The sequence below is a fragment of the Nocardia sp. NPDC049707 genome (assembly GCF_040674855.1).
Lineage (GTDB): Bacteria > Actinomycetota > Actinomycetes > Mycobacteriales > Mycobacteriaceae > Nocardia.
Genome location: NZ_JBFANN010000028.1, coordinates 68,226 through 92,584 on the forward strand (window position 1 = coordinate 68,226; position 24,359 = coordinate 92,584).

At 66.1% G+C, this 24,359-nt stretch carries 20 protein-coding genes and 1 pseudogene; 6 read left to right on the top strand and 15 right to left on the bottom strand.

The features are described 5' to 3' along the window. Positions 1-5: 5 nt before the first annotated feature. On the top strand, positions 6-737 hold the full coding sequence (locus AB0J29_RS23695) for a DUF4097 family beta strand repeat-containing protein (RefSeq protein WP_364790040.1): 732 nt from the start codon (positions 6-8) through the stop codon (positions 735-737). Positions 738-896: 159 nt separating this feature from the next. On the opposite strand, the gene AB0J29_RS23700 is transcribed toward AB0J29_RS23695, so the two are convergent. From AB0J29_RS23700 to tsaA, 4 genes are read right to left on the bottom strand one after another with little or no spacing between them, the layout of a single operon-like run. Continuing rightward, a complete protein-coding gene (locus AB0J29_RS23700) occupies positions 897-1,772 on the bottom strand; it encodes a lysophospholipase (protein ID WP_364790043.1) in 876 nt (291 codons plus the stop codon). Next, positions 1,769-3,193 (bottom strand): M20/M25/M40 family metallo-hydrolase, encoded by a 1,425-nt coding sequence (locus AB0J29_RS23705; protein WP_364790046.1) that lies wholly within the window; start codon positions 3,191-3,193, stop codon positions 1,769-1,771. The genes AB0J29_RS23700 and AB0J29_RS23705 overlap by 4 nt, the downstream gene beginning before the upstream one ends. Continuing rightward, a complete protein-coding gene (locus tag AB0J29_RS23710) occupies positions 3,190-4,851 on the bottom strand; it encodes a CocE/NonD family hydrolase (protein WP_364790049.1) in 1,662 nt (553 codons plus the stop codon). Before AB0J29_RS23710 ends, AB0J29_RS23705 begins: the two co-directional genes overlap by 4 nt. Before the next feature lie 58 nt (positions 4,852-4,909). After that, a complete protein-coding gene (gene tsaA / locus AB0J29_RS23715) occupies positions 4,910-5,326 on the bottom strand; it encodes a tRNA (N6-threonylcarbamoyladenosine(37)-N6)-methyltransferase TrmO (RefSeq protein ID WP_364790052.1) in 417 nt (138 codons plus the stop codon). Between the two features lie 548 nt (positions 5,327-5,874). Here tsaA and AB0J29_RS23720 point away from each other — a divergent pair. Further along, a complete protein-coding gene (locus tag AB0J29_RS23720; RefSeq protein WP_364790055.1) occupies positions 5,875-6,618 on the top strand; it encodes a DUF4191 domain-containing protein in 744 nt (247 codons plus the stop codon). 229 nt (positions 6,619-6,847) lie between these two features. After that, a complete protein-coding gene (locus AB0J29_RS23725) occupies positions 6,848-7,714 on the top strand; it encodes an alpha/beta hydrolase (protein ID WP_364790058.1) in 867 nt (288 codons plus the stop codon). Positions 7,715-7,794: 80 nt separating this feature from the next. Here the strand turns inward: AB0J29_RS23725 and AB0J29_RS23730 are convergent, their stop codons facing one another. Continuing rightward, positions 7,795-8,325: an RDD family protein gene (locus tag AB0J29_RS23730; RefSeq protein WP_364790061.1), complete on the bottom strand. Its 531-nt coding sequence runs from the start codon at positions 8,323-8,325 to the stop codon at positions 7,795-7,797. 252 nt (positions 8,326-8,577) lie between these two features. Between AB0J29_RS23730 and glnA the strand changes: the two genes are divergently transcribed. Beyond that, a complete protein-coding gene (gene glnA / locus AB0J29_RS23735; protein ID WP_364790065.1) occupies positions 8,578-10,014 on the top strand; it encodes a type I glutamate--ammonia ligase in 1,437 nt (478 codons plus the stop codon). Between the two features lie 238 nt (positions 10,015-10,252). On the opposite strand, the pseudogene AB0J29_RS23740 reads toward glnA, so the two are convergent. The 3 genes and pseudogenes from AB0J29_RS23740 to AB0J29_RS23750 form a co-directional block, all read right to left on the bottom strand. Continuing rightward, positions 10,253-11,560 (bottom strand): annotated as a pseudogene (locus AB0J29_RS23740) (replication-associated recombination protein A); the annotation flags it as partial. A 125-nt stretch (positions 11,561-11,685) separates the two neighbouring features. Next, positions 11,686-12,057 carry a DUF4186 domain-containing protein gene (locus tag AB0J29_RS23745; protein ID WP_364790069.1) on the bottom strand — a complete coding sequence of 124 codons (372 nt, stop codon included), beginning with the start codon at positions 12,055-12,057 and terminating at the stop codon, positions 11,686-11,688. A gap of 608 nt (positions 12,058-12,665) precedes the next feature. After that, complete coding sequence (locus AB0J29_RS23750) at positions 12,666-14,144, bottom strand: MFS transporter (RefSeq protein WP_364790072.1); 1,479 nt, start codon at positions 14,142-14,144, stop codon at positions 12,666-12,668. A gap of 60 nt (positions 14,145-14,204) precedes the next feature. Between AB0J29_RS23750 and AB0J29_RS23755 the strand changes: the two genes are divergently transcribed. Further along, positions 14,205-15,182 carry a WYL domain-containing protein gene (locus AB0J29_RS23755; RefSeq protein WP_364790075.1) on the top strand — a complete coding sequence of 326 codons (978 nt, stop codon included), beginning with the start codon at positions 14,205-14,207 and terminating at the stop codon, positions 15,180-15,182. Positions 15,183-15,503: 321 nt separating this feature from the next. Here the strand turns inward: AB0J29_RS23755 and AB0J29_RS23760 are convergent, their stop codons facing one another. Both AB0J29_RS23760 and AB0J29_RS23765 read right to left on the bottom strand, forming a co-directional pair. Then, positions 15,504-16,055: a hypothetical protein gene (locus tag AB0J29_RS23760; protein ID WP_364790078.1), complete on the bottom strand. Its 552-nt coding sequence runs from the start codon at positions 16,053-16,055 to the stop codon at positions 15,504-15,506. An 11-nt stretch (positions 16,056-16,066) separates the two neighbouring features. Further along, positions 16,067-18,271, bottom strand: a complete 2,205-nt coding sequence (locus AB0J29_RS23765; protein ID WP_364790081.1) for an elongation factor G-like protein EF-G2 — start codon at positions 18,269-18,271, stop codon at positions 16,067-16,069. Between the two features lie 305 nt (positions 18,272-18,576). Here AB0J29_RS23765 and AB0J29_RS23770 point away from each other — a divergent pair, with 305 nt between their 5' ends. Next, on the top strand, positions 18,577-18,840 hold the full coding sequence (locus tag AB0J29_RS23770; RefSeq protein ID WP_364790084.1) for a hypothetical protein: 264 nt from the start codon (positions 18,577-18,579) through the stop codon (positions 18,838-18,840). A gap of 152 nt (positions 18,841-18,992) precedes the next feature. Here the strand turns inward: AB0J29_RS23770 and lipA are convergent, their stop codons facing one another. From lipA to sucB, 5 genes are all read right to left on the bottom strand, one after another. Further along, positions 18,993-20,009, bottom strand: coding sequence for a lipoyl synthase (lipA, locus tag AB0J29_RS23775; RefSeq protein ID WP_364790087.1), 1,017 nt, complete (start codon positions 20,007-20,009; stop codon positions 18,993-18,995). An 88-nt stretch (positions 20,010-20,097) separates the two neighbouring features. After that, on the bottom strand, positions 20,098-20,838 hold the full coding sequence (gene lipB / locus AB0J29_RS23780; protein ID WP_364790090.1) for a lipoyl(octanoyl) transferase LipB: 741 nt from the start codon (positions 20,836-20,838) through the stop codon (positions 20,098-20,100). 192 nt (positions 20,839-21,030) lie between these two features. Then, a complete protein-coding gene (locus AB0J29_RS23785; protein WP_364790093.1) occupies positions 21,031-21,564 on the bottom strand; it encodes an N-acetyltransferase family protein in 534 nt (177 codons plus the stop codon). A gap of 33 nt (positions 21,565-21,597) precedes the next feature. Further along, a complete protein-coding gene (locus tag AB0J29_RS23790) occupies positions 21,598-22,503 on the bottom strand; it encodes a TIGR01777 family oxidoreductase (RefSeq protein ID WP_364790096.1) in 906 nt (301 codons plus the stop codon). Between the two features lie 23 nt (positions 22,504-22,526). Beyond that, positions 22,527-24,296 carry a 2-oxoglutarate dehydrogenase, E2 component, dihydrolipoamide succinyltransferase gene (gene sucB / locus AB0J29_RS23795; protein WP_364790099.1) on the bottom strand — a complete coding sequence of 590 codons (1,770 nt, stop codon included), beginning with the start codon at positions 24,294-24,296 and terminating at the stop codon, positions 22,527-22,529. Between the last annotated feature and the right edge of the window lie 63 nt (positions 24,297-24,359).

Genomic DNA, 24,359 nt, shown 5'->3' on the forward strand with positions numbered 1-24,359 from the left:
AAGTCATGGGCCAGCCGTTGCGTGCGTTGATGCTCGCCGCCATTGCCGGATTGGGAACGATCGCTGTCAGCTCTTGCGGCACCGTCGAGCCGACCCACAGCGAGGACAGCGCCACCTTGCCGCAGCAGATCGCCTCGATTCGGTTGGATATGGACGCCGGGGGCGTCACCGTCGAGGGCCGTGCGGACGCGGGCCCGGTCGCGCTGAAGCGGAATTTCAGCTACCACGGCGCAAAACCGTCCGATGTCACCTATCGGGTAGACAACGGGCAGTTGGTGCTCGGCGGCTGCGGCCAGGACTGCGCGGTGACCTACACGCTGACGGTACCCGCGAACCTGCCGGTGAGCGGCACCACCACCACCGGCGTGATCACACTGTCGAATGTGGGCAGCGTCGATGTGTCCACCCACGACGGCCAGGTGCGGCTGGACACCGTCGCCGGCCCGGTCAAGGTCGAGACGACCAATGGCCGGATCCAGGGACAGGCGATCAACGGCAGCAAGGTCGAGGCGAAGACCAGCAATGGCAGCATCGATCTCACCCTGGCGGCGGCGCAGGACGTGCGGGCCGAAACCACCAACGGGTCCATCGATCTGGTCGTGCCGAATGGCAGCTACCAGGTATCAGCCGAAACCACCAACGGCCGCAAGAACGTTGACGTTCCTAGCACCCCGGCGGGCCGATATCACCTCGACATGCGCACCTCGAACGGTCAAATCACGGTCAAATCGGCCTGATTCGCGTGACACCGAAAGGTCGAGGCCTCGACCTTTCGGTACCATCCCTCAGCCACGGGGCCGAGTTGCCGCTGAGCGTGACTGTCCCCGCCACTGGACCGCACGGACCGAGTCCTCGACGGCGAGCAGACCTGCCTGACGAAATACCGCTAGCGCGGCTCAGTCGTCCGCTACGTGGGCCTGCAGCCATTCCACGACATCGGAGAGCACCTTGTCCTGTTCGGGTTCATTGAAGACCTCGTGGTAGAGGCCCTCGTAGCGGATCACCGTGAGGTCCTTCGAGCCCGCGGCGCGCTCGATCAGATCGGTGCTCGACGGTGCGGCGATGGCATCGGCGGTGCCATGCAGCACCAGCAGCGGCACGGTCAGCTTGTCCAGACGGCTCTTGACGAATTCGGTGGCGCTGAGTATCTCCATACCGGTGCGGGCCGGGAGCTTGCCGCGGAAGACCAGCGGATCATTGTCGTAGGCGCGGATCACGTCGGGATCGCGGCTGATCATCGACGAATCCAGTTTCAGCACACCGAGATTCGGCGCGAACCGGGACAGTAGCGGGCCCGCCAGGCGCTGCAGCGGATTGCCGACGGCGATATCCAGCGGCGGTGCCGACAAGACGATGCCGTCGACGTCGATGGGCGCCCGGACCGCAAGATACACCGTGATCAGGCTGCCCATCGAATGCGCGAGCAGGAACCGCGGCACATCCGGATGTTCGCGGCTCGCGATCTTCAGCATCTCCGCGACATTGTCGGCCGCACCCGCCATCGAACCGATATTCGCATTATTGCCCGCCGACTTGCCGTGGCCGAGATGGTCGAGTGCATAGACGGCGAAACCGTTGTCCGCCAGGCGCTTTCCAACATGGGCATAGCGACCGGAATGTTCGGCGACGCCGTGCACGAGCACGATCACCGCGCGCGCGGTGGTGCCGGGAAGCCATGCGCGCCAAGCGATTCGGCTGCCGATGCCATCGAATTCACCCGTGGTGCCCGGGGTCGGCTCGGGGGACTCGCCGGCCTTCGGATCGGTTGTCATGCATCGGCTCCTCGGGTATGTGGCGGCGCCGCGAGCTGATCGATCAGCCGCCGATTGAACTCGATGAGCCGAGCGTAGTTCACCAGGGAGATGCGCTCGTCGGTTCCATGGATCGTTTCCACATCGGCCTGACTCAGCAGGATGGGGGCGAAATTGCAGCGGGTCGCGGCGAGATCGTCGTAGTGTCGGGAATCGGTGGCGCCGGGGACGATGCCGGTGGTCACCGCGATGCCCGGGACGACGGACTTGGCCAGGCCCGCGATCATGTCGAACGCCGGGCCGGGTGGTTTGCCGGGGGAGGGCTCGGAGGTCATGCCGACGAGTTCGATCCGCACCTGTGCATCGCGCACCACTGTGCGGCAGTGTTCGAGCACCGATGCGACCGAATCGCCGGGCAGGATGCGGAAATTCACCAGGGCCTCGGCCTGCTGTGGCAGCACGTTGGGTTTGATGCCGCCGCGGATGACCGTCGGCGCGGTCGTGGTGCGCACCAGCGCCTCGGTTTGCGGACGGGCCGCGAGTATCCGGGTGATCACCGGCGTGGCCAGTCCGGCGAATCGGAGCAGGCGGCGGCGATAGTCGGGCATGACTTGCCGCAACCTGGTGACCATGTCGGACACCACCGGTGTCAGCCGCAGCGGCATCGGATGGTCCTGAATCCGGCCCACCGCGCGGGCGATCTGTCCGACCGCGGTCTGTGCGCCGGGCATGGAGGAATGTCCGCCCACCGCTGACACCGAAAGGCGAACGGTCGCATAGCCTTTCTCGCCCACCATGATCGAGGCCACCGGCCGGTCGATATCCTCGGCGATGCCGTCGAGAATGACACCGCCCTCGTCGAGCAGGAGATCCGCGTGCACACCGGATTCGCGCAACCGCCGCGCCATGTGCACCGCGCCGTGATCCCCGAACACCTCCTCGTCGTGTCCGAATGCCAGATAGATGGTGTGCCGGGGGCGAATTCCCGCGGCGAGTGCGGATTCGACCGCCTCCAGAATCGCGATCAACCGACTCTTGTCATCGATTGCCCCGCGGCCCCAGATGAATTCGTCATCCACCACGCCCGCGAACGGAGGATGCGTCCACCGCTGCAGATCATCGACCGGCACGACATCCTGATGGGCGAGCAGAATCGCCGACACCCGATCCGGTTCGACGCCCGGCCAGCGATAGAGCCTGCTGTGCCCGAACCGTTCCAATTCCAGTTCGGCGTGGACCAGGGGGAACGACTGTTCCAGGTGCGCGCCGAGCCGGACGAATTCGGCATCGCTGGGTTCGGTATCGCTGGCTGCGGGCTCGGCGGTATCCGGTGGCTCGTGGGAAATCGTCGCGCAGCGCAGGGCCTGTGCGAGGCGTTCGGCGACGTGCGTGTCGACGACCACCGGCGTGGTGTGGGTCGGCGCGGCGTTACCTGTCATCATCGCGGACCGGTCTCATTCGGCAAATTCATCGGCATCACTGCATTGTTCAACACGTCGGGCCCGAGTGCGCGGACCTTCTGGTCACGCCACTTCGACCAGGCCTCGCTGGTGCCGCCGGTGAGGTCGGGGGTACGCGCGGTGCCGAGCAGGGGTAGGTCGAGGCGGGCGGCGAGGACATTGACCTGGGCATTTGCGGCGGCATGGGACCAGACATCGTCGACGACATCGGTGATCCGGACGCCGAGGCGGTGTCCGGCGTTGATCGGCCAGTCCTGCGCCAGCATTCTGATATCGGCGGTGTCGGCGACCGGAGCGATGCCGCGGGTAATGATGGTTCCGCGGCCGTCGGGAGCGATATCGAACAGTTCGACCGCGACCGTCGCGGTCGGCGGACCGGACAGGCGCATCGTTGCCGTCGGAATTCCGGAGATGTGCGCAGTGGTGCTCAGCGGTTCGGAAATGGACCAGATCTCGCGATCGGGTCCGGGAAGCAGGCCGCGATCGGTATAGGTGCCGGTGCGCAGGTCGATCGGAATGCGGCGCGAATCCGTTGGCGGCCAGGCGGTTTCGGAGCGCCAGCCGCCATCGAACTGACCGACCGTGATGCGCGGGCCTGGCACCTCGATATCGCGCCCGGCGACATGCTTATCGAAGTAGGCGAGTAGTTGGGTATCGAAATCCGGTGCGCCGCAGTTGCTGTCGCAATCGCTGTGACCCCATTGGCCGAACCAGGCCCGGTGATCGCCGGGGCCGAGCGCATTCCAGACGTCGAAAATGCGGTACGCCCTGGTGTTGTTATCGAGAAAGCCCTGGCCGACGAATAGCGGAATGGTATTGCCGCGCAGCTGTTCGGTGAGATCGCGTTCGCGCCAGAAGGGGGTGGTCCGGTCATGATTGGTGGTGTTCGCCGCGAGTTGCTCGTAGCACTCGGTCGATATCTGAACGGCGTTGGACTGGTATTCGGGGGAGTCGTCGAGGCGGCCGGGTGTGGAGGCGATGAGCAGATGTTCGAAACCCGTCATTTCGGCTGGGCGAATGCCCTGGTCGGTAACCGGTTTGCCGGAAAACTTCCAGGCAACACCCTGCATGTACATATACGAGTACGGGTCGACATCCGGTCCGAATGCCGCGACGGCGGCCAGGCCCGCGGGTTTGGCGGCCAGCGCCATCATCCCGGTCCATGCCTCGTAGGAGGTGCCGATCATGCCGACCCGGCCGGTCGACCACGGCTGCCCCGCTGCCCACTCCACGGCGGTGGCCGCATCCGAGCGTTCGCCAGGTCCGCCGAAATCCGGACATCCGGACGAGCCGCCGTAGCCGCGCAGATCCACGATGACGTAGGTATAACCCGCGTTCAGGAACATCGCGACGTGCAGGTCGTCCGTGGACGGCCCGTCCTCGATCCGCGGCATGCTCAGATAAGCGGTATGTGAGCGATACGGGCTCACGGTCAGTACCACCGGAGTGCGAGTATCCGCGGAGATGCCCGGTGGCCGCAGGATATCGGCGTGCAGCCGGGTGCCGTCCGGCGCGGTGATGAAGCTCTGCGACCACTGGAACGGCACACCGACCGGCTCTGCTGCCGTCACCGGCGCCAGCACCCCGAGCACCAGCAGAACCCCGGCCAACCCACGCAACAGCGCCGAACCCACAGTCACCCGAGAACTATCGACCGCTGCTGGGCGATTGTCCAGCCCCCGGAACCGGGGGTGTTGCTCAGCGTTCCGCGGTCGAACCGAGGACCGGCTTCAGATCCAGCACCGGAGTGCCGTCGATCGCTTCCAAACCGTGCACAGTAAGCGTGGCCCCAGCAATATCGGCGATCGTGACCCGATGCAGCCCGATCGGATTCGGCCGATGCGGGGCGCGGGTCGCGAACACCCCCGTGACCTGGCGGCTACGATCGCCCCGCGGATGCACCGCGAGCACCTCCCGATCCGCCTGGTGCAACCTGGTGAACACCAATACCTGATCGCCGGGCCGCAAACCCGCCGTGCCCGCGGCGACGTCGGGGTCGAGCACGATCTCGGCGGGCGGTGCGCCTTCGTCGCCTTGCTTCGGCGCATCCGCCGGATCGGTCAGCGGCGAACGCACCCGGCCGATCGGGCGCACGTCATAGGTTTCGGAAGACATGGGTCGATCCTCGCAAGTCGCCTCGATGACGGCTGTATGAGGCCGAACACATTCCCGTCGGTGTGCTCGACCGTTGCGATCCGCTTCCACCGCCGACCTTCGTCGGGCTGCCGGGTCACTTCGGCATCGGCCTCGACCAGGGTGCTCAGCCACTTCTCGTGTCCTCGACGGTCCGGTCGCCGACTCGGCCGGTCATACCTTTTCGTCGCCATTCGGGTCGGGCCGGGGTTGCCACCCGATAGCCGATTCGAGGAGCACCGCACGCATCGGCTCGCGTATCGCATGCTCGGCTCCGGCAGTGCGGCCGATGACGCAGCCGAGAGACCTGGCTGCGGCTCAGCTGCGAGATTGCACGCCCGCATGCGGCGGGCGCCCGTTGCTCGCGAGGTGGCGGGCTATTCGTGTTTGCTCTCGACAGGGCGAAGGTTGTACTAGGCCAATAAGATTCGACTGGTGTCGCAGGCGGCGCGGCGAATGATCTGGTCAGTGCAAGTCCCCGGGGGGAATACGAGCGAGCCGGCCACCCGACGTGCCACTATTCTGTGAGCATGGCAGTAGGCAAGGGCGGCACGCCGTCGAAGGAAGCGAAGGCCGCGGCGAAGGCGGCCCGCAAGCAGCAGTCGAAAGAACGCCGCCAGCAGCTCTGGCAGGCGTTCCAGATGCAGCGCAAGGAAGACAAGCTGCTGCTGCCCTTGATGATCGGCGCCGTCGTCGGCATCACGGTCGTATTCCTGGTGGTCGGCCTGATCTTCGGGCTGCAGTGGTTCCTGCTGCCGCTCGGTCTGCTGCTCGGCGTGCTCGTCGCGTTCATCATCTTCGGTCGCCGCGTGCAGCGGAATGTCTATGCCAAGGCCGAGGGCCAGGCGGGTGCGGCGGCCTGGGTGCTGGACAACCTGCAGGGCAAGTGGCGGGTCAGCAGTGGCATCGCCGCGACCACCCAGCTGGACGCGGTGCATCGGGTGATCGGCCTGCCCGGCGTCATCCTGATCGGCGAGGGTTCCCCGCAGCGGCTGAAATCGCTACTGGCACAGGAGAAGAAGCGTACCGCGCGACTCATCGGCGACACCCCGATCTACGACATCGTCATCGGTAACGACGAGGGGCAGATTCCGCTGAAGGAGCTGCAGAAGCACCTCACCAAGCTGCCCCGCAATATCGATACCAAGCGCATGGATCTCATCGAAGGCCGGTTGACCGCGCTGAGTTCGCGCAGTGGTCCCGCACTGCCCAAGGGGCCGATGCCCGCGGGCGCCAAGATGCGCGGGGTGCAGCGCAGCCTCCGCAGGCGCTGACACCGGGCTGCCGAAAGGCCCGTATCCCACATCGTGGGATACGGGCCTTTCGTTATTTCTGGCTGACTTCCAGGTATCGCCGCAGGTTACCGTGGGATTTACGGCATGGGCGCCGAATTTGTCGGAAAGAAATTTCCGTAAGTGGGAACAGGATCGCCGCTTCTAACCTTTAAAAGATCGATGAGCAGTTATAACTGCTCGCCGAACAAGACGAATAGGGAGAGACACCATGACCGCCGTACGCCACAACACTGTCGAGATCCAGGGCCAACGCGTCTTCTATCGAGAGGCGGGCGATCCGGCCAAGCCGGCCCTCGTGCTACTGCACGGCTTCCCGAGCAGCTCCGCCATGTTCCGCAACCTGCTGCCCTCGTTGGCCGAGGACTGCCACCTGATCGCACCCGACCACATCGGATTCGGCCAGTCGGCCATGCCCGCGCTCGACGAATTCGAGTACACCTTCGACAAACTCACCGAGATCACCCTCGAACTGCTCGACACCCTCGGACTCGACCGGTTCGCGCTCTACATTCAGGACTACGGCGCACCCATCGGCCTGCGCATCGCCTCGCGCCAGCCCGAACGCGTCACCGCGATCATCACGCAGAGCGGCAACGCCTACCTGGAGGGCTTTACCCCGTTCTGGGATGTGCTCTTCGCGCACGCCAGCGATCGCGTCACCCACGAACCGGCGGTACGCGAACTGCTCACCGCCGAGGCCACGAAATGGCAGTACACGCACGGTGTGCCTGCCGACCGCCTCGCACTCGTGAGCCCCGACACCTGGACCCTGGATCAGCACTACCTGGACCGGCCGGGCAACAAGGAGATCCAGCTCGAACTGTTCTACGACTACAAGAACAATCTGGACGGCTATCCCGCCGTCCAGAAATACTTCGCCGAGCACCGTCCGCCGGTGCTGATCACCTGGGGTGAGCACGACGAGATCTTCGGCGCCGAAGGGGCGCGCGCCTACCTGCGCGATCTTCCTGATGCCGAACTGCACCTGCTCGACGCAGGGCATTTCGCGCTGGAAACCCACGGCGCGGAGATCGCGGCGCCGATCCGCGACTTCCTCGCTCGTACGCTCGGCTGATCCGAGCCTCCGAACACGAACGCCGCGCCCAGGTCATACCACCCCGGGCGCGGCGTTCGTGTTCCGGAGCGGCTCGCGAATCAGCGCGCGCGGACGACCGCAGTGCCGGTGGCGCGGTCGTGCATGCCGCGGCCGTCGGCATCGGTGAACAAGGCGGGTACCACGAATACCAGCAGGACTTGACGGGCCAGAGCGCGGACGAAACCGACCGCGACGGGCGCGTCGACACGCACCACGCGCAGCCGCAGGAAGTACTGGCCGGGCGTGTACCCGAACAACGACACCGCGACGACCCCGATCACGAACCAGACGAGCAGGTTGGGAGTCGTGAGTGCACTCACAATCGCCTCGAAATTCGAGGGGCGCGGCTCCCCGGCCGGAATATGCATCCCGCCGATGATCTTGTCCGGGTTCGGCCGCACAATGATCGCGGTCACACCGAGCGAGATGAACCAGTCCACCACGAGTGCGACGATGCGCCGTAACATGCCGACCAGCGACCCTGCACCCGAGCGCGGCAGACCCAGGTGCTGACCGGGGAACTCGGGGGTTGCCGGATCGCCCGGGTCCGCCGGAGGTCCGGAGAGCCAGGATCCGCTGATGCGCGCCATGACCCCCAGGATAGGCCGCTACGACCGGTCGTAGGACATCGCATTAACCGAGCTGACCTCGACGGGCGCTGCTGCGGACGGCACGATTACCATGCTGTTCGAGCCCAGGTGGCCTTCGCCACCCGCCCAGCCGCACGTGTAACACGGGTGAAACACAGCCTTGATAGCTGGGAAACACCGCGTCCATACCGTCTGGACGCGACGAGCCCATGCAATCGACACTGGCTGGGAACCGATCCGTAAGGAGAACAAGTGACGTTCAGCACGGCCGACGAGGTCATCAAGCACATGAAGGAAGAGGATGTCGAATACGTCGACATCCGCTTCAGCGATCTTCCTGGTGTGCAGCAGCACTTCTCGATCCCCGCGAAGGCTTTCACCGCTGACCTCGCTGAGGAAGGGCTAGCGTTCGACGGCTCATCCGTCCGTGGCTTCCAGTCCATCGACGAGTCGGACATGCTGCTGCTCCCCGACTTCAGCACGGCTCGGCTGGACCCGTTCCGCGCGGCCAAGACGCTGAACCTCAACTTCTTCGTGCACGACCCGTTCACCCTGGAGGCCTACAGCCGCGACCCGCGTAACGTCGCGCGCAAGGCGGAGGAGTACCTGCGCTCGACCGGCGTCGCCGACACCGCGTACTTCGGCGCCGAGGCGGAGTTCTACATCTTCGACTCGATCCGCTACGACTCGGCCATGAACGGCGCCTTCTACGAGATCGAGTCGATCTCGGGCTCCTGGAACACCGGCAAGCAGTTCAACCCGGACGGCACCCCCAACCGCGGCTACAAGGTCCGCAACAAGGGCGGCTACTTCCCGGTCGCGCCGTACGACCACTACGTCGACCTGCGCGACAAGATCTCGACCAACCTGCAGAACGCGGGCTTCGAACTCGAGCGCGGCCACCACGAGGTCGGTACCGCCGGTCAGGCCGAGATCAACTACAAGTTCAACACCCTGCTGCACGCGGCCGACGATCTGCAGCTGTTCAAGTACATCGTCAAGAACACCGCGTGGGCCGAGGGCAAGACCGTTACCTTCATGCCGAAGCCGCTGTTCGGCGACAACGGCTCGGGCATGCACGTGCACCAGTCGCTGTGGAAGGACGGCAAGCCGCTGTTCCACGACGAGGCCGGTTACGCGGGCCTGTCGGACCTGGCGCGCCACTACATCGGCGGCATCCTGCACCATGCGCCGTCGCTGCTGGCGTTCACCAACCCGACCGTGAACTCCTACCACCGCCTGGTCCCGGGCTACGAGGCCCCGATCAACCTGGTGTACTCGCAGCGCAACCGCTCCGCCGCGGTCCGCATCCCGGTCACCGGCAACAACCCGAAGGCCAAGCGCATCGAGTTCCGCGCGCCCGACTCCTCGGGTAACCCGTACCTGGCCTTCGCCGCCATGATGATGGCCGGCCTGGACGGCATCAAGAAGAAGATCGAGCCGAAGGCTCCGGTCGACAAGGACCTCTACGAGCTCCCGCCGGAGGAGGCCAAGGGCATCCCGCAGGCCCCCACCAGCCTGGCCTCGGTCATCGACCGCCTCGAGCAGGACCACGACTACCTGACCGAAGGCAATGTCTTCACCCCGGACCTCATCGAGACCTGGATCAACCTCAAGCGCGAAAACGAAATCGCGCCGGTGAACCTGCGCCCGCACCCGTACGAGTTCGAGCTGTACTTCGACGTGTAAGTCGTTGTAATGCTCTGACCTGCGCACGAAGGTCTATCCGACACCTTCCGTCCGCAGTAGTTGTCAGCGAGTCCATCCGTTCCGCGATCAGCACCGATCGCGGTCCGGGTGGACTTGTCTGTGTGCGGCCACAGATGCCCGTAGGTGTCGAGTGAACCGCCCCGATTTTTTGCTGGTTTGGGCCAATTCGTCAATCAGAGTCGGACCCAAAGGCAGTCGATAGGGACGGCGGTGACATTCACGTTCCTCTGGTGATTCGCTGAATCTTTTCGAGGCGTTCTCGCACGGCTCGCTCGTTCCCGCGATCAGTGGGCTGGTAGTAGTTACGCCCTGCTAGTTCGTCCGGGAGGTGCTGTTGTTGCAGGACGCCTCGGGGATCGTTGTGTGGCGACTTGTAGCCGCGGCCGAGTCCGAACAGCCTGGCTCCACGGTTGTGCGAGTGGCGCAGGTGCTGAGGGACGACACCGACGTTGCCGCGCCGAACGTCCGTGATTGCCGCGTCGATCGCGGCGATGACCGCGTTGGACTTGGGAGCGGTGGCGATGTAGATAGTGGCCTCTGCCAACGGGATTCTGGCCTCGGGGAATCCGACGAGTTGCGCTGCTTCCGCTGCGGCTACGGCGATCGGTAGGGCCTGCGGGTCAGCCATGCCAACGTCCTCCGCGGCGTGGATGACGAGCCTGCGAGCGATGAAGCGAGGGTCTTCTCCAGCTTCGATCATGCGGGCGAGGTAGTGGATCGCCGCGTCGGGGTCGGAGCCGCGCATCGACTTGATAAATGCGCTGACGACATTGTGGTGTTCGTCGCCGTCCCGGTCGTAGCGAAGCAGCGCACGATCAACGGAAGCCGACACGATCTCAGCCGTCACCAGGGGCTTGTCGTCGACATCGCGGTTCTGAGTGTTGATTCCCGCGAGGGCTGAGGCGGCAGCGGCTTCCAGCCCTATCAGTGCTCGTCGCGCGTCGCCGGAGGCAAGTTGCACGAGGGCTTCGAGCCCATCGTCGGCGAGCTCGACAGTGCTGTCGAGCCCGCGTGGATCGACGGCCGCCCGGGCCAGCAGTGTGCGTAGATCGTCGTCGGTGAGCGGTTCCAGCACCAGCAAGAGGGACCGAGACAGCAGCGGACTGACAACCGAGAACGCGGGGTTCTCGGTTGTGGCTGCGACGAAGGTTATCCAGCCGTTCTCGACCCCGGGCAGCAGTGTGTCCTGCTGCGCCTTGGTGAAGCGGTGGATCTCGTCGAGGAAAAGAACGGTTGAGACGCCGTGAAGTTCGCGGTCGCCCCGCGCCCGCTCCATGATCGTACGGACCTCCTTGACGCCCGCGGTCACGGCCGAGAGCTCAACGAACTTTCGTCCGCTGGAGTGCGTGATCGTCTGCGCCAGCGTGGTTTTGCCCGTACCTGGCGGCCCCCACATAATCACCGACACCGCGCCGGCTGCTCCCTTGGTAGCGAGCACTCGGAGCGGCGATCCAGGACGGAGCAAGTGCTTCTGCCCGACCACCTCGTCAAGAGTGTGTGGGCGCATGCGTACCGCGAGCGGAGCGGCGACTGTGCCAGGGGCCGGGCTTCTCATGACGTGCGTTACCTCTCTGATGGGTGGATGCTTCCAGCGCCGCAGATCGAGGCGCGCGCATGGCTGCACAGGGCGTCGGAACAGACGCCGAATGTTTACGGCGGAGGATCCTGGGGAGCGTATTGCCTTGTGATCCATCGGCAGATCGCCTCGACGACGTACGCTTGCTCGGCTGCATCGAGCGGGCGACCGGCAGCGATGCCGTGCCAGCGTTCCAGGCAAGTGCGGCAGCAGGTTGCGGTGGCGTGCTGCGCTACGAACACGGGATGCCCCCGGTAGGGCGTCTGGCGGCCGTCGTTACGCGGTTCGGTCGGGGCGAGCCTGCTTTCGATCAGTTCCTGAGCGTGTCTGCGCACGGTGGCGATCCCGCGCGCGTCAACGATCGCCCGATCCCGGCCACGCAGCCGGAACTTGGCGCGGAAGTGGTGTTGGCCGATCCGCTGCAACCGTGCGTCCAGCTCGTCCATCCTCACCGGCGCAGGTGCTCGATGGTGAGACCGTGCCGCGCTGCCAGTCGCCGATCCTGGTTGAACCCCATCTCCAGCGACCATGTCACCGGGTTGACTGCTGTTCGCTCCATTGCCACTCCGATCGTTGCGACTGTGTGCGCCCGGCGGCTCGGTAGCCGCCGTCCTTGACGTCGCAAAACAAGCCTTTCAACAAATCACGACACCTTGTGTCATGTTTTTTGATTGGCCGCCGAGGAACTCCCCGAACCCGGCCCAGGTCGACCTCGACCGAACTGGGCCGGACGCAGTGCACAGTTCCTCTCGGAGAACCACATCCTGTGTCGGTTGGGGTCAAGTCCACGCGACGGGAAGAACTGCTGAACACCGCACAGGCCGTCCGTGCCGAGGAACCCGAAACAGACGGTTGGGTTCGCCTGGACGTGACCTTCGAGGACCTGCGGCACGCGGTAGGCGATATGGCAACTCGACACCGACGCCGAAGTCCTCGCCCCCGACTCGTTGCGCGCCGGGCTGCGCGACCGCGCCGCCACCCTTGCCGCCCGCTACAACGGATCTCGAGATCGAGTCACGCCCAGCCGACCCACCGACACTCTGCATGGGCCGACCTACTCGGTGTATTCGGCGGCGGACTTCGGGAGCGCGAGCATTACCAGCGCGGTGCAGAGGTAGAGGCCCGCGGAGACGAGCAGGACGATACTGAGCGCGTTGCTGTAGTCGATCAGGGCCGGTGGGCCGTTCGTTGATCCGGTGGCGGTGGTGAAGAAGATCGTGCCGAGGACGGCGATGCCGACCGCGCCGCCGATCTGGTTGACGGTGGAGAGCACGCCGCCTGCGGCTCCCGCGTTCCGTCCGGGAACTCCGGCGAGGACGACGCTGACCAGGATCGGCGCGGCAAGACCGAGGCCGAGGCCGCCGATGAACAGCGCGAGCGCGAGCAACCAGTAGCCGGGGTCGCTGCCGTCCTTGACGATGAGCCAGAGCACGAGCTGAGAGACCGCGATGGCGAGCGCGCCGGCAATCAGCAGGACTCGGCCGGCCTTGGCCGCGAGGGCGACGCCAAGGCCGGAAGTGATGATCGACCCGAGCGCGTAGGGCAGGATCACTAGGCCGGTCTCCCAGGCGGGGCGGCCCGTTCCGTTCTGCAAGTACACGGAGAGGGTCAGGAAGAAGGAGCCGATGCCTCCGAAGAAGAGCACCGAGGCGCTGAGGCCGCCCGCGAAGGCTCGGATTTTCAGGAGCGCCGGGTCGAAGACGGGCTCGTTCCCGCGAGCGGCCAGACGGCGCTCGTAGGTGATGAACGCCGCAAGAACGAGGATTCCCGCAGCCAGCAGAACGTAGCTCACCCATGTCCAGCCCCACGTCTCGGTCTGGATGATCGGCAGCAGTAACAGCAGGATGCTCGAGGCCGCGAGGACGGCGCCCAAGAGGTCGAGTCGTGCGCTCGACGCGGCGCGAGATTCCGGCAAGACCTTCGCGCCGATGATGAGCGCCAGGATCGAGACGGGTACGTTGATCCAGAAGATCGTGCGCCAGCCGAGACCGAACAGGTCTGCGTCCACAAGCAGCCCACCCAGCAGGGGGCCGGCGATCGATGCGAGCCCTTGGACGGCTCCGTAGGCGCCGAACGCCTTGGCACGCTCGCCCGGAGCGAAGGAGGCGCGGATGATGCCGAACACCTGGGGAACCATGGCGCCGGCTGCGAGCCCTTGGGCGGCGCGCATACCGATGAGCATTCCTGGATCAGCGGCCAGCGCACACAGCGCGGAGGTGACCATGAACCCGGCCAACCCGATCATGAACAACCGCTTGCGACCGGACTGGTCACCCAGTCGCCCGCCGGTAATCAGACCCGCACCCAGCGCGAGGACGTAGGCCGCGATCGTCCACTGAATCTGAGCGTCGCTCGCTTCCAGGTCTTGGACGATGGCAGGGGCGGCGATGGTGACGATCGTCGCGTCGAGCAGGTCCATGAACGAGGCGAAGAGCACTACGAGCAGCGCGACGCTCGCGCCCGTTCCGGCGACGAGTGTTGGGGACGGTTGAGGGACTGTCATGCCCTCTGGGGGTTTCTGTGCAGTGGTCACGCGGGCAACAATGACAGATATAGTTGCCACCGAGTGACCACTTTATGAGAGGGATCGAGTATGGCCGACACCTCCGCACGGACCCTCAAACTGCTATCCATCTTCGGGACCGGCGCGACCCGGACAGCCGAGGAGCTGGCCTCGCGCGTCCGAGTCTCGCTACGAACGGTCCGGCGCGACATCGACACCCTCAGAGACCTCGGCTATGACATCGAGGCCGTGCGTGGTGCGGGAGGCGGCTACCGGCTCGGCCTCGCCACTCGACTCCCTCCTGTCGTCTTCGATGAGGACCAGGCCGTAGCGGCCGCAGTCGCTCTCCAAACGGTTCCGACGATCCTGTCCGGCATCCGGGAGAACGCGACTCGGGCGCTCACCACCTTGCATCAGGCGATGCCAGCACGGAGCCGCCTGCACGCCGAAGCGTTCACGGTCTCGTCGGCCCGGAACTACTGGGAGTTCCCGGCGCCGCCCATCGACGCTGAGATAGTCCGCACCATCGGCACCGCAATCAGCAGACGCCATCGCGTCCAGGTGGAGTACACCGGCGATGGCGAAGCGGTCACGCTCACTCTCGAACCACACGACCTCGTGGTCTGGGCAGCACGTTGGTATCTGGTCGCCTTCGACCCCGCAGCGGACCGATGGCGGGCCATGCGCCTCGACCGCCTCACGCTAGGCGCGCCCACGCATAAGCCCTTCGAGCGTCGCTCCGTCCCGCACGGAGACCCCGTGAACTTCGTGATGACCACGCACGACCGCGGCGATGTCGCGGCCGAATGGCAATGTCGCGGATCCGCACTGATCGCGCTACCCGCATCCCTCGTTGCGCGATTCGCCCCCGGCGGCTCCACAGTCGAGCACCACACGGACGACAGTTGTCGGCTCACACTGGGCGCTTGGTCCTGGGCAGGCATGGCAGGACTGTTTCTGACCTTCGACGCAGACATCACCGAGGTCGAGCCGATCGAACTTCGCCAGGCCATGCGTTCCATCCGCGACCGGATCAACCTGGGCGTCGGAGACGGCCCGAGCGACTGACCCACCACACTGTTGGCGCCAAGGGTGCAAAGCGATGCGCAGAGCGCATCTGGCCACTGAAGCGGCCCCTCCCGAGTCCGCTTGGGTTCTAGGGATCGTTGCAACACCGCGGCTAGACGCACCGCGCCATGAAGATTTCGCTTGTTGCGCTAATTGGTTCTGTACTAATGACTTTCGCGTTGACCGTTACCGGGCGTCTCCGATTGTGACGGCCTAGCCGACGGTGGAGATCGCCGCGCCGCGGATCGATTCGCGGGGGCGGTCGATGTTCGGGATATCGGCAAGGCAACCTAGCCCGAATCGTGCAGCGGCAGCCGAAATTCAGATCGGGAGCACCATATGGACGATCTCCCGGAGCGAGACACCACCGGAGCCGAATGCCACCACCAGCGCATACGCGATGAGCGCGTCCTCCAAGGTGGGCTGGCGAACAATTGCCCCGTGATCGCGCGAGGTGAACGGCAATGTCCACACCACCTCGATGTGGTGCGTTCCCGTCAGTGTGAATTCGCCGAGCGCATGATCGGCCTGATGTTTTTGGCCCAGCAGCACTGTACTGGAGTGCAGATTCGTCGGCAGGAGCCGCAGGATCTTGCCATCCACCTCGGCGAGCGCACGATAGGACCACCGGTGGTAGAAATACCCGCGCCCGACCGTCAACCTGATGGGGCGGTCGTTGATCGATGCCCGCAGCCGCTTGGCGTTGCGCGTACCGATAGGCACCCGCTGACGAGTGCGTGGACCGATGCGCTCGATGGTCACCACCATGGCATCGTCGAATACCGGTGTGGTGACCACTCTTTCGTCGGTCCGCGTGATCACGATCTTGCCGAAATGTTCGGTATCGACAACGAAACGTTCTGGATTGACCACCCGGCTCCTTCTCAGCCCGACTTCTTGGCCTGTTCGCGGACCGCGCCCGCCAAGGCATTCGGCATCGGCTCGTGCCGGATATACGACCGCGTGAAATCACCCGTGCCATGTGAGAGCGAGCGCAGATCTATTGCGTACCGGGTGAGTTCGAGTTCGGGCACCTCGGCGTGGATGCGGGTGCGGCCGGTGCCGTGCGGTTCGGTACCGAGGACGCGTCCGCGGCGTCCGGACAGATCGCCGAGAGCCGGACCGACGTAATCGTCGGTTACCACGATCCATACTTCGGCGATCGGTTCGAGTAGGTCGATACCGGCCGTGGTCGCGGCCTCGCGCAATGCGAGCGCACCCGCGGTCTGGAATGCGGCATCGGAGGAGTCGACCGAATGCGCCTTGCCGTCGAAGAGTGTCACGCGCATATCGACCAGCGGGTACCCGGCCGCCACCCCGCGCGCGGCCTGGGCGCGCACACCCTTCTCCACCGACGCAATGAACTGGCGCGGTACGACCCCGCCCACTACCCGGTCGACGAATTCGATGCCCGAACCACCCGACAGCGGTTCCACGTCGATCTCGCAGACCGCGTACTGTCCGTGCCCGCCCGACTGTTTGACGTGCCTGCCCTTACCGGTTGCCTTGCCCGCGAACGTTTCCCGCAGCGCGACCTTGTGATCGACCACGTCGACCTGTACGCCGAACCTGGTGCGCAGACGCTCCAGCGCGACGTCGCGGTGCGCCTCACCCAGACACCACAGCACGATCTGATGGGTATCCGGATTCTGTTCCAGCCGAACCGCGGGATCCTCGGCCACCAGCCGGGCCAAACCGCTGGAGAGCTTGTCCTCATCCGCCTTGCTGTGTGCGCGAATGGCGATGGGCAGCAGCGGATCCGGCATCTGCCAGGGTTCGATCAGTAGCGGTGCGGCGGTGCCGGACAGGGTGTCGCCGGTTTCCGCGCGACTCAGTTTGGTGACATAGGCGATATCACCGGCGATGGCCTGGCCGAGTGGGCGCTGCTGTTTGCCGAACGGTGCGGTGATGGCACCGATGCGCTCGTCCACATCGTGGCTTTCGTGGCCGCGGTCCTCCATCCCGTGACCGCAGACGTGCACGGTGTCATCGGGGCGCAGGGTGCCGGAGAAGACGCGGACCAGCGAGACGCGCCCGACATATGGATCCGACGCCGTGCGGATCACCTCGGCGGCCAACGCGCCGTCGGGATCGCAGTGCAGCGGTGTCGGCGCCGCACCGTCGGAGGTGGTGATCGCCGAGACCGCGTGTTCTGATGGCGTGGGAAATCCGCCGGTGATCAGCTCCAACAGTTCGATCGTGCCGAGGCCCTGCTTGGCGCCCTCGGGGGCGGGCGCGCCGAACAGCACGGGATGGAAGCTGCCACGGGCGACCGCGCGTTCCAGGTCCTCGACCAGCGCCGCCAACTCGATCTCCTCGCCGCCGAGATAGCGTTCCATGAGGGTTTCGTCTTCGCTCTCGGCGATGATGCCCTCGATCAGCCGGTTGCGCGCCTCCTCGAGCCGCGGGAGCTGCTCGGCGGAGGGTTCGCGCTGGACCTCCTCCCCGGAGGAGTAGTCCGCGACGCAGTGCGGCAGCAGCTCGACCAATCCGGTCACCGGGCGATGACCGTCCGGACTCTTCGGCCCGTACACCGGAAGATGCAGCGGCAGAACGTTTTCCGAGGATACGCCGCCGAATACCAGTCGGCAGGTCTCGGTCATCTCCTCGAAATCGGCGCGTGCGGTATCGAGGTGGGTGATCACGATCGCCCGCGGCATCCCGACCGCCGCACACTCCTCCCACAGCGCGCGAGTCGCACCGCTCACGGCCTCCGCACCCTCGGCCGCGGATATGACGAACAGGGCCGCATCCGCCGCTCGCAGACCCGCGCGCAACTCACCGACGAAATCGGCGTATCCGGGGGTATCCAGCAGATTGATCTTGATTCCGCGCCACACCATCGGCACCACCGACAGCTGCACCGATCTGTGCTGGCGATGTTCGATCTCGTCGTAATCCGATAGCGACGTCCCGTCCTCCACCCGGCCCGCGCGATTCACCGCGCCGGCCGTGAACGCCAACGCCTCCACCAACGTGGTCTTACCCGACCCGCTGTGCCCGACCAGCACCACATTCCGGATGTCCTCCGGCCGCTGCGCCGCACCCTTACCGTTGGTCCCTGCGGACGCACTCGCTTTCTCGACCATGTGTCTCGCTTTCTCGGTCGACACTTACGGTCCTTCGAGCTTCCCACCAGCGGTCCCGTCGCGTGTGCAGATCGGGCGATCCGGTGTGTTCAGGTGTGCGTGGGGTGGCGTGCACGTGCGGTTCAGCTCGGAGTTATGCGGATAACCGTGTGTCGGACATGGGCAGGTGCCGTTTCAGCTCTAGCGGGGATGCTCGCGCGGCACGGGGTGTCGTCACGATTCACTGGCGGCGCGGGTAGCGGTGGAGTCCGCGCGTCGGATTGTCCAGGGGGACAGGGCTATTGCTGTGCCGTTGCCGACATCGGATGGAACCGACCGGCCCGCTGGTGCATCAGTTACACCCTGGGTGGACCTCGGATACGGGGCCTGCGGATACCCGTGGTTCCAGTGGCCAAGGGCAGCCGACGCCGGTCTTCTACGGCACGGCGGCGACGGCCCGGGCGGTCGGTGCAATCGGTCCGCAACCGCCGCGGTGGCTTGGTCTGCTCTGGATGAAGTTCTCTTCGATGGTCACCGTCGTGTTGATCGGACTGGTGCTTTTCGGCGTACTGAAGAACGTCCTCGGCTGATTCGAGGGGGCGGTGGTCCATCGACATCGTCGGCGAGCCAAATCGAAGTTGGTCCGCAACGACGTGGTGCCCTGCCGAGCGGAAACCGTGGAAGGAATGACAAAGGTCCCCGCACACCCAGCAGAAGGTGTGCGGGGACCTCTAGTCGTGGTCTAGCTGCCGAAGCGCGCCAGCACCGAGCTGGCCTCCTGGGAGGCGGTGCCCTCCTCGGCGAGATGTGCCATGGCAGGGGAGATTTCGCGGCCGTGGTGGGCCATTGCCTGCGCGTAGAGGCGGCCCGCGCGGTAGGAGGAGCGGACCAGCGGTCCGGCCATGACACCGGCGAAGCCGATTTCCTCGGCCATACGCGAGTGCTCGACGAATTCCTCCGGCTTGACCCAGCGGTCGACCGGGTGGTGCCGCGGGGACGGGCGCAGGTACTGGGTGATGGTGAGGACGTCGCAGCCCGCCTCGTGCAGGTCGCGCATGGCCTGGGTGACTTCCTCGGGGGTTTCGCCCATGCCGAGAATCAGGTTCGACTTGGTGACCAGGCCGTCTTCGCGGGCGGCGGTCAGCACGGCAAGGGAGCGCTCGTAGCGGAATGCTGGGCGGATCCGCTTGAAGATGCGCGGCACCGTCTCCAGGTTGTGCGCGAGCACCTCAGGGCGCGTGGAGAAGACCTCGGCGAGCCGCTCCGGGACCGCATTGAAGTCCGGGATGAGCAGTTCGACGCCGGTGTTCGGGTTCAAAGCCTTGATGGCGCGGACGGTTTCGGCGTAGAGCCAGGCGCCGCCGTCCTCGAGATCGTCGCGGGCAACGCCGGTGATGGTGGAGTAGCGCAGGCCCATCGCCTGCACGCTTTCGGCTACCCGGCGCGGCTCGTCGCGATCGAGTGCGGCGGGTTTGCCGGTGTCGATCTGGCAGAAGTCGCAGCGGCGGGTGCACTGTTCGCCGCCGACCAGGAAGGTGGCCTCACGGTCTTCCCAGCATTCGAAGATATTGGGACAGCCCGCCTCCTCGCACACCGTGTGCAGGCCTTCGCGTTTCACCAAGCCCTTGAGTTCGGTGTACTCGGGGCCCATCTTGGCTCGGGTCCGGATCCATTGAGGCTTGCGCTCGATCGGGGTCTCCGCGTTGCGCGCCTCGATGCGTAGCAGTTTGCGTCCTGCCGGTGCTGAAGCTGAGGTCACTCGATCGACCTTACGCCTGCCGTGCGCCGCCGTTGGATGCAGTCCGTCACTGTCGCGCACAGGGCCGGGCGATGTGACAGCAGTCGACTCATCCGGCTTTCGCAGGCCCCACAACCGGTGCGGCGCGGACGATATCGCGCGCGGTGACCGGGAGTTCGCCATTGAGCGCGCGCGTGATCGCATCGGCGACGAGCGGCTTGACTTCGGCCACTGTCACCTCACGGCCGAGTTCACGCGTCAGCGTGGTGACACCGGCGTCGCGGATGCCGCACGGGACGATCGCCTGGAAGCCGTCGAGCGCCGAATTGCAGTTGAGCGAGATGCCGTGCAGTGCGACGCCCTGCTGTACTCGCACGCCGATCTGGGCGACCTTGCGCTCGGAGTAGAGCTCGGTGGCGGGCAGCCAGACCCCGGAGCGGCCCTCGACCCGGCCGCAGTCGAGCCCGAGATCCGTACACACGGTGATCAGGGCTTCTTCGAGCCGGCGCACGTACTGGACCACATCCACCGGCTCGGCCAGCCGCACGATCGGATAGCCGACGAGCTGGCCCGGCCCATGCCAGGTGATCTTGCCGCCGCGATCGACCTGCACCACCGGACTGCCATCGATCGGCAGATCGTCGGCCTCGGTGCGACGGCCTGCGGTGTAGACAGATGGATGCTCGAGGAGGAGCAGATGGTCTGCTCCTTGGCCTTGGGCCCGCTGCGCGGCGATCGACCGCTGCAGGTCCCAGGCGCTGTGGTAGTCGATGAGTCCGAGATCCTCGACCACGATCGGGGTGGTATCGAATCTCGCGGACCAGGTGGTGCGCGTGTCGTTCACGTCCATGACGGTACGCTGAATGTGTCGATTCGATAAACAAACCTGATGTGGGCGATGCCACAGGGTTGCCAGGTTTGGTATCGAGGGCCGGTGTGCGCGCTGGTTCGCGAGGTGCGACCAGATACAAGCACTGTCTCCGGTAAGCGGGCTCCAGCCCCGTGAACCGCTTCAATTCGGTATGGGGCAGGTAACCACGGCTCAGTCGGCTTCGATCGGCAGGGTCAACTGCATCAGCGTCAGATCCATCCACCGACCGAATTTGCGGCCGACCTCCGGCAGTTCCCCGACGGTGCGGAAATCGAATCGCTCGTGCAGCGCGATCGAACCGGTATTGCCGGATTCGATGGCGGCGACCATGGCGTGCACGGTGCCCGCCTGGCGGGCGCGCTCGATCAGCGCGGTGAGCAGGGCGCTGGCGATACCGCGGCGGTGGAAATGGTCGGCGACGTAGACCGAATTCTCCACGGTGAAGCGGTAACCCGATCGGGTCCGCCACGGGCCGTAGCTGGCGTAACCGGCGACCTCACCGCCGATATCGGCGACCAGAACGGGCAGCCCGGCGGCGGTGCGCTCGCGGAACCAGGCGAGCCGATTGTCGAGATCGACCAGCTCGTGATCCCAGATGGCGGTCGAGGTGGCGATATTCGTGTTGTGGATGATCAGGATCTCGGGCAGATCGCCCTCGTGCGCGTCACGAATGACGGTGGCAGGGCGGGTATCCAGCTCGGTCATCGATCTTCTCCGTGTGGGTCTTCGGGGGCCGCGTCAATGGTCGTGATCGCGGCCGAGGGCGGCCGCCAGCGCCGCTCCGATCGTCTGGTGCTGGAACTGATAACCCGCCTCTTCCAGCGCCGTCGGAATCGCGCGCGGTCCGTTCAGGATCGCCTCTTCGGCGAATTCGCCGATCAGCGCGCGTAATGCGAACGCGGGCACCACAAATGGGGTCGGCCGGTGCAGCACGCGGCCGAGTGCCCGATTGAATTCGGCATTGGTGACCGGTGCCGGACCGACCGAGTTGATCGGCCCGGCAAGGTTGTCATGGGTCAGCGCGAAGATGATCGTGCCGACCTCGTCGGCCATCGAGATCCACGGCGTGTATTGCCGTCCATCGCCCAGTCGGCCGCCGAGCCCCAGCGAATACAGCGGGTGCAGCATGCTGAGCATGCCGCCGTGCTGGGACAGCACCACGGCACTGCGCAGCAGCACCGTGCGCACGCCCGCATCGACGGCGGGTCTGGTCGCGGCCTCCCAGTCCCGGCAGAGCGTCGCGAGGAAACCCGTTCCCGCGGGGGTGGTTTCGTCCACGACCCGATTGCCGGTGGCGCCGCCGTAGTAGTGCACGCCGCTGGCATTCACCAGCACCGCAACACCAGCGGCGGCGACCGCATTGGCCAGGACATCGGTCGGGGTCAGTCGGCTGTCGCGCAGCTCCTGTTTGTAGCTGCCGTTCCAGCGCCGCCTGCCGATGCTGGCCCCGCAGAGATTGACCACGGCATCGGCGCCCCGCAGGGCCCGCTCGTCCAGATCGGCGTGAGCGGGATCCCAGCGGTATTCGTCCGGCGCGTTGGGTGAGCGGCGTACCAACCGGGCGACTTCGTGCCCCTCACGGCGCAGAGCCGCGACGAGTGCTGTCCCGATCAGCCCGGACGAACCGGCGATCACCACCTTCATGCGCGACAGACGACCCTTTCCGATTACAGACCGAGGTCCGCCTCGAACGCCGCTTCCTCGAGCCGGTGCCGGATCGTGGTCAGGAAGCGACCGGCGTCGGCGCCATCGATGAGGCGGTGATCGTAGGTGAGCGGCAGGTAGCACATCGACCGGACGCCGATGGACTCGTTGCCGGTCTCATCGGTGACTACCACCGGACGCTTGACGATCGCGCCTGTGCCGAGCATGCCCGCCTGCGGCGGAAGCAGGATCGGGGTGTCGAACAGCGCGCCCTGGCTGCCGATATTGGTGATGGTGAACGTGCCACCGGCCAGCTCGTCCGGCTTGAGGCCGCCGGTGCGGGCGCGGTTGGCGATATCGGCGATAGCGCGGGCCAGTCCGGCCAGCGACAGGTCGCTGGCGTTGTGGATCACCGGAGACAGCAGACCGTGCTCGGTGTCGACGGCGATGCCGAGGTGCACCGAGGCGTGGTAGGTGATCTCCTTGGTGGTCTCGTCGTAGCTGGCGTTCACATTCGGGTGTACGCCGAGCGCCTCGACGACTGCCTTGGCGAAGAACGGCAGGAACGTCAGGTTGACGCCCTCGCGGTCCTTGAACGCGGCCTTGGCCTGGCTGCGCAGTGCCGCGATCTTGGTGACATCCGCCTCATGCACCTGGGTCAGCTGCGCGGTGGTCTGCAGCGATTCCCGGGTCTTGGTCGCGGTGATCTGGCGGATGCGGCTCGCCTTCTGCACGGTGCCGCGCAGATGCGCAAGCTGCGACGGAGCCACGGCGGGCGCCTTCGTGGCCGGTGCGGCTGCCGCGGGGGCGGCTGCGGCCGGAGCCGGTGCCTTCTTGGCCTCGACGGCGGCGAGCACATCCTGCTTGCGGATGCGTCCGCCGACACCGGAGCCGGAGATGGTGGCGAGGTTGACGCTGTTCTCCTCGGCCAGCTTGCGGACCAGCGGAGTGACGTAGGGGGTCGCGCCGTTGCCGGAGGTCTCCTCGGTCGGCGCCGGAGCCGTGGCGGCCGGAGCCGGAGCAGGCTTGGGAGCCGGAGCTGCCGGGGCCGGTGCGGGGGCGGCAGGTGCCGGAGCCGTGGCCGCGGGAGCCAGCGCAGGGGCCGGAGCAGGTGCGGGTACCGGAGCTGCCGGGGCCGGTGCGGGGGCGGCGGGTGCCGGAGCGGCGGCCGCGGGGGCACCGCTGCCGATCACGCCGAGCTGTCCACCGACGGCAACCACATCGTCTTCCTGCGCGGAGATTTCCAGCAGGGTGCCGGCGACGGGCGAGGGGATCTCGGTGTCGACCTTATCGGTGGAGACCTCGAGTAGCGGCTCGTCGACGGCGACCTGGTCACCGACCTGCTTGAGCCAGCGGGTGACGGTGCCCTCGGTGACCGACTCACCGAGTTCCGGCATCTTGACCGAGGTGCCCGACGCGGCGGCGGGGGCGGCGGCCGGAGCCGCGGGTGCGGGGGCCGCAGCGGCGGCGGCCGGCGCGGGGGCCGGTGCCGGGGCGGGTGCCGGGGCGGGTGCGGCTTCAGGTGCGGGTGCGGCGGCCGGCGCGGGCGCTTCGCCGGCTTCGCTGATCACACCGAGCTCACCGCCGACCTCGACGACGTCATCCTCGGCTGCGACGATCTTCGACAACACACCCGCCGCCGGCGACGGGATCTCGGTGTCGACCTTATCGGTGGAGACCTCGAGCAGTGGCTCGTCGACCTCGACCGTGTCTCCTTCCTGCTTCAGCCACCTGGTCACCGTTCCCTCGGTGACGCTCTCACCAAGAGCCGGCATCTGGACGGAGAAGGCCATGTCCGTTGACTCCTCTGACTGCTCGACGGGTTCTACAACAGTTGATCTCACTGCGGACACCCA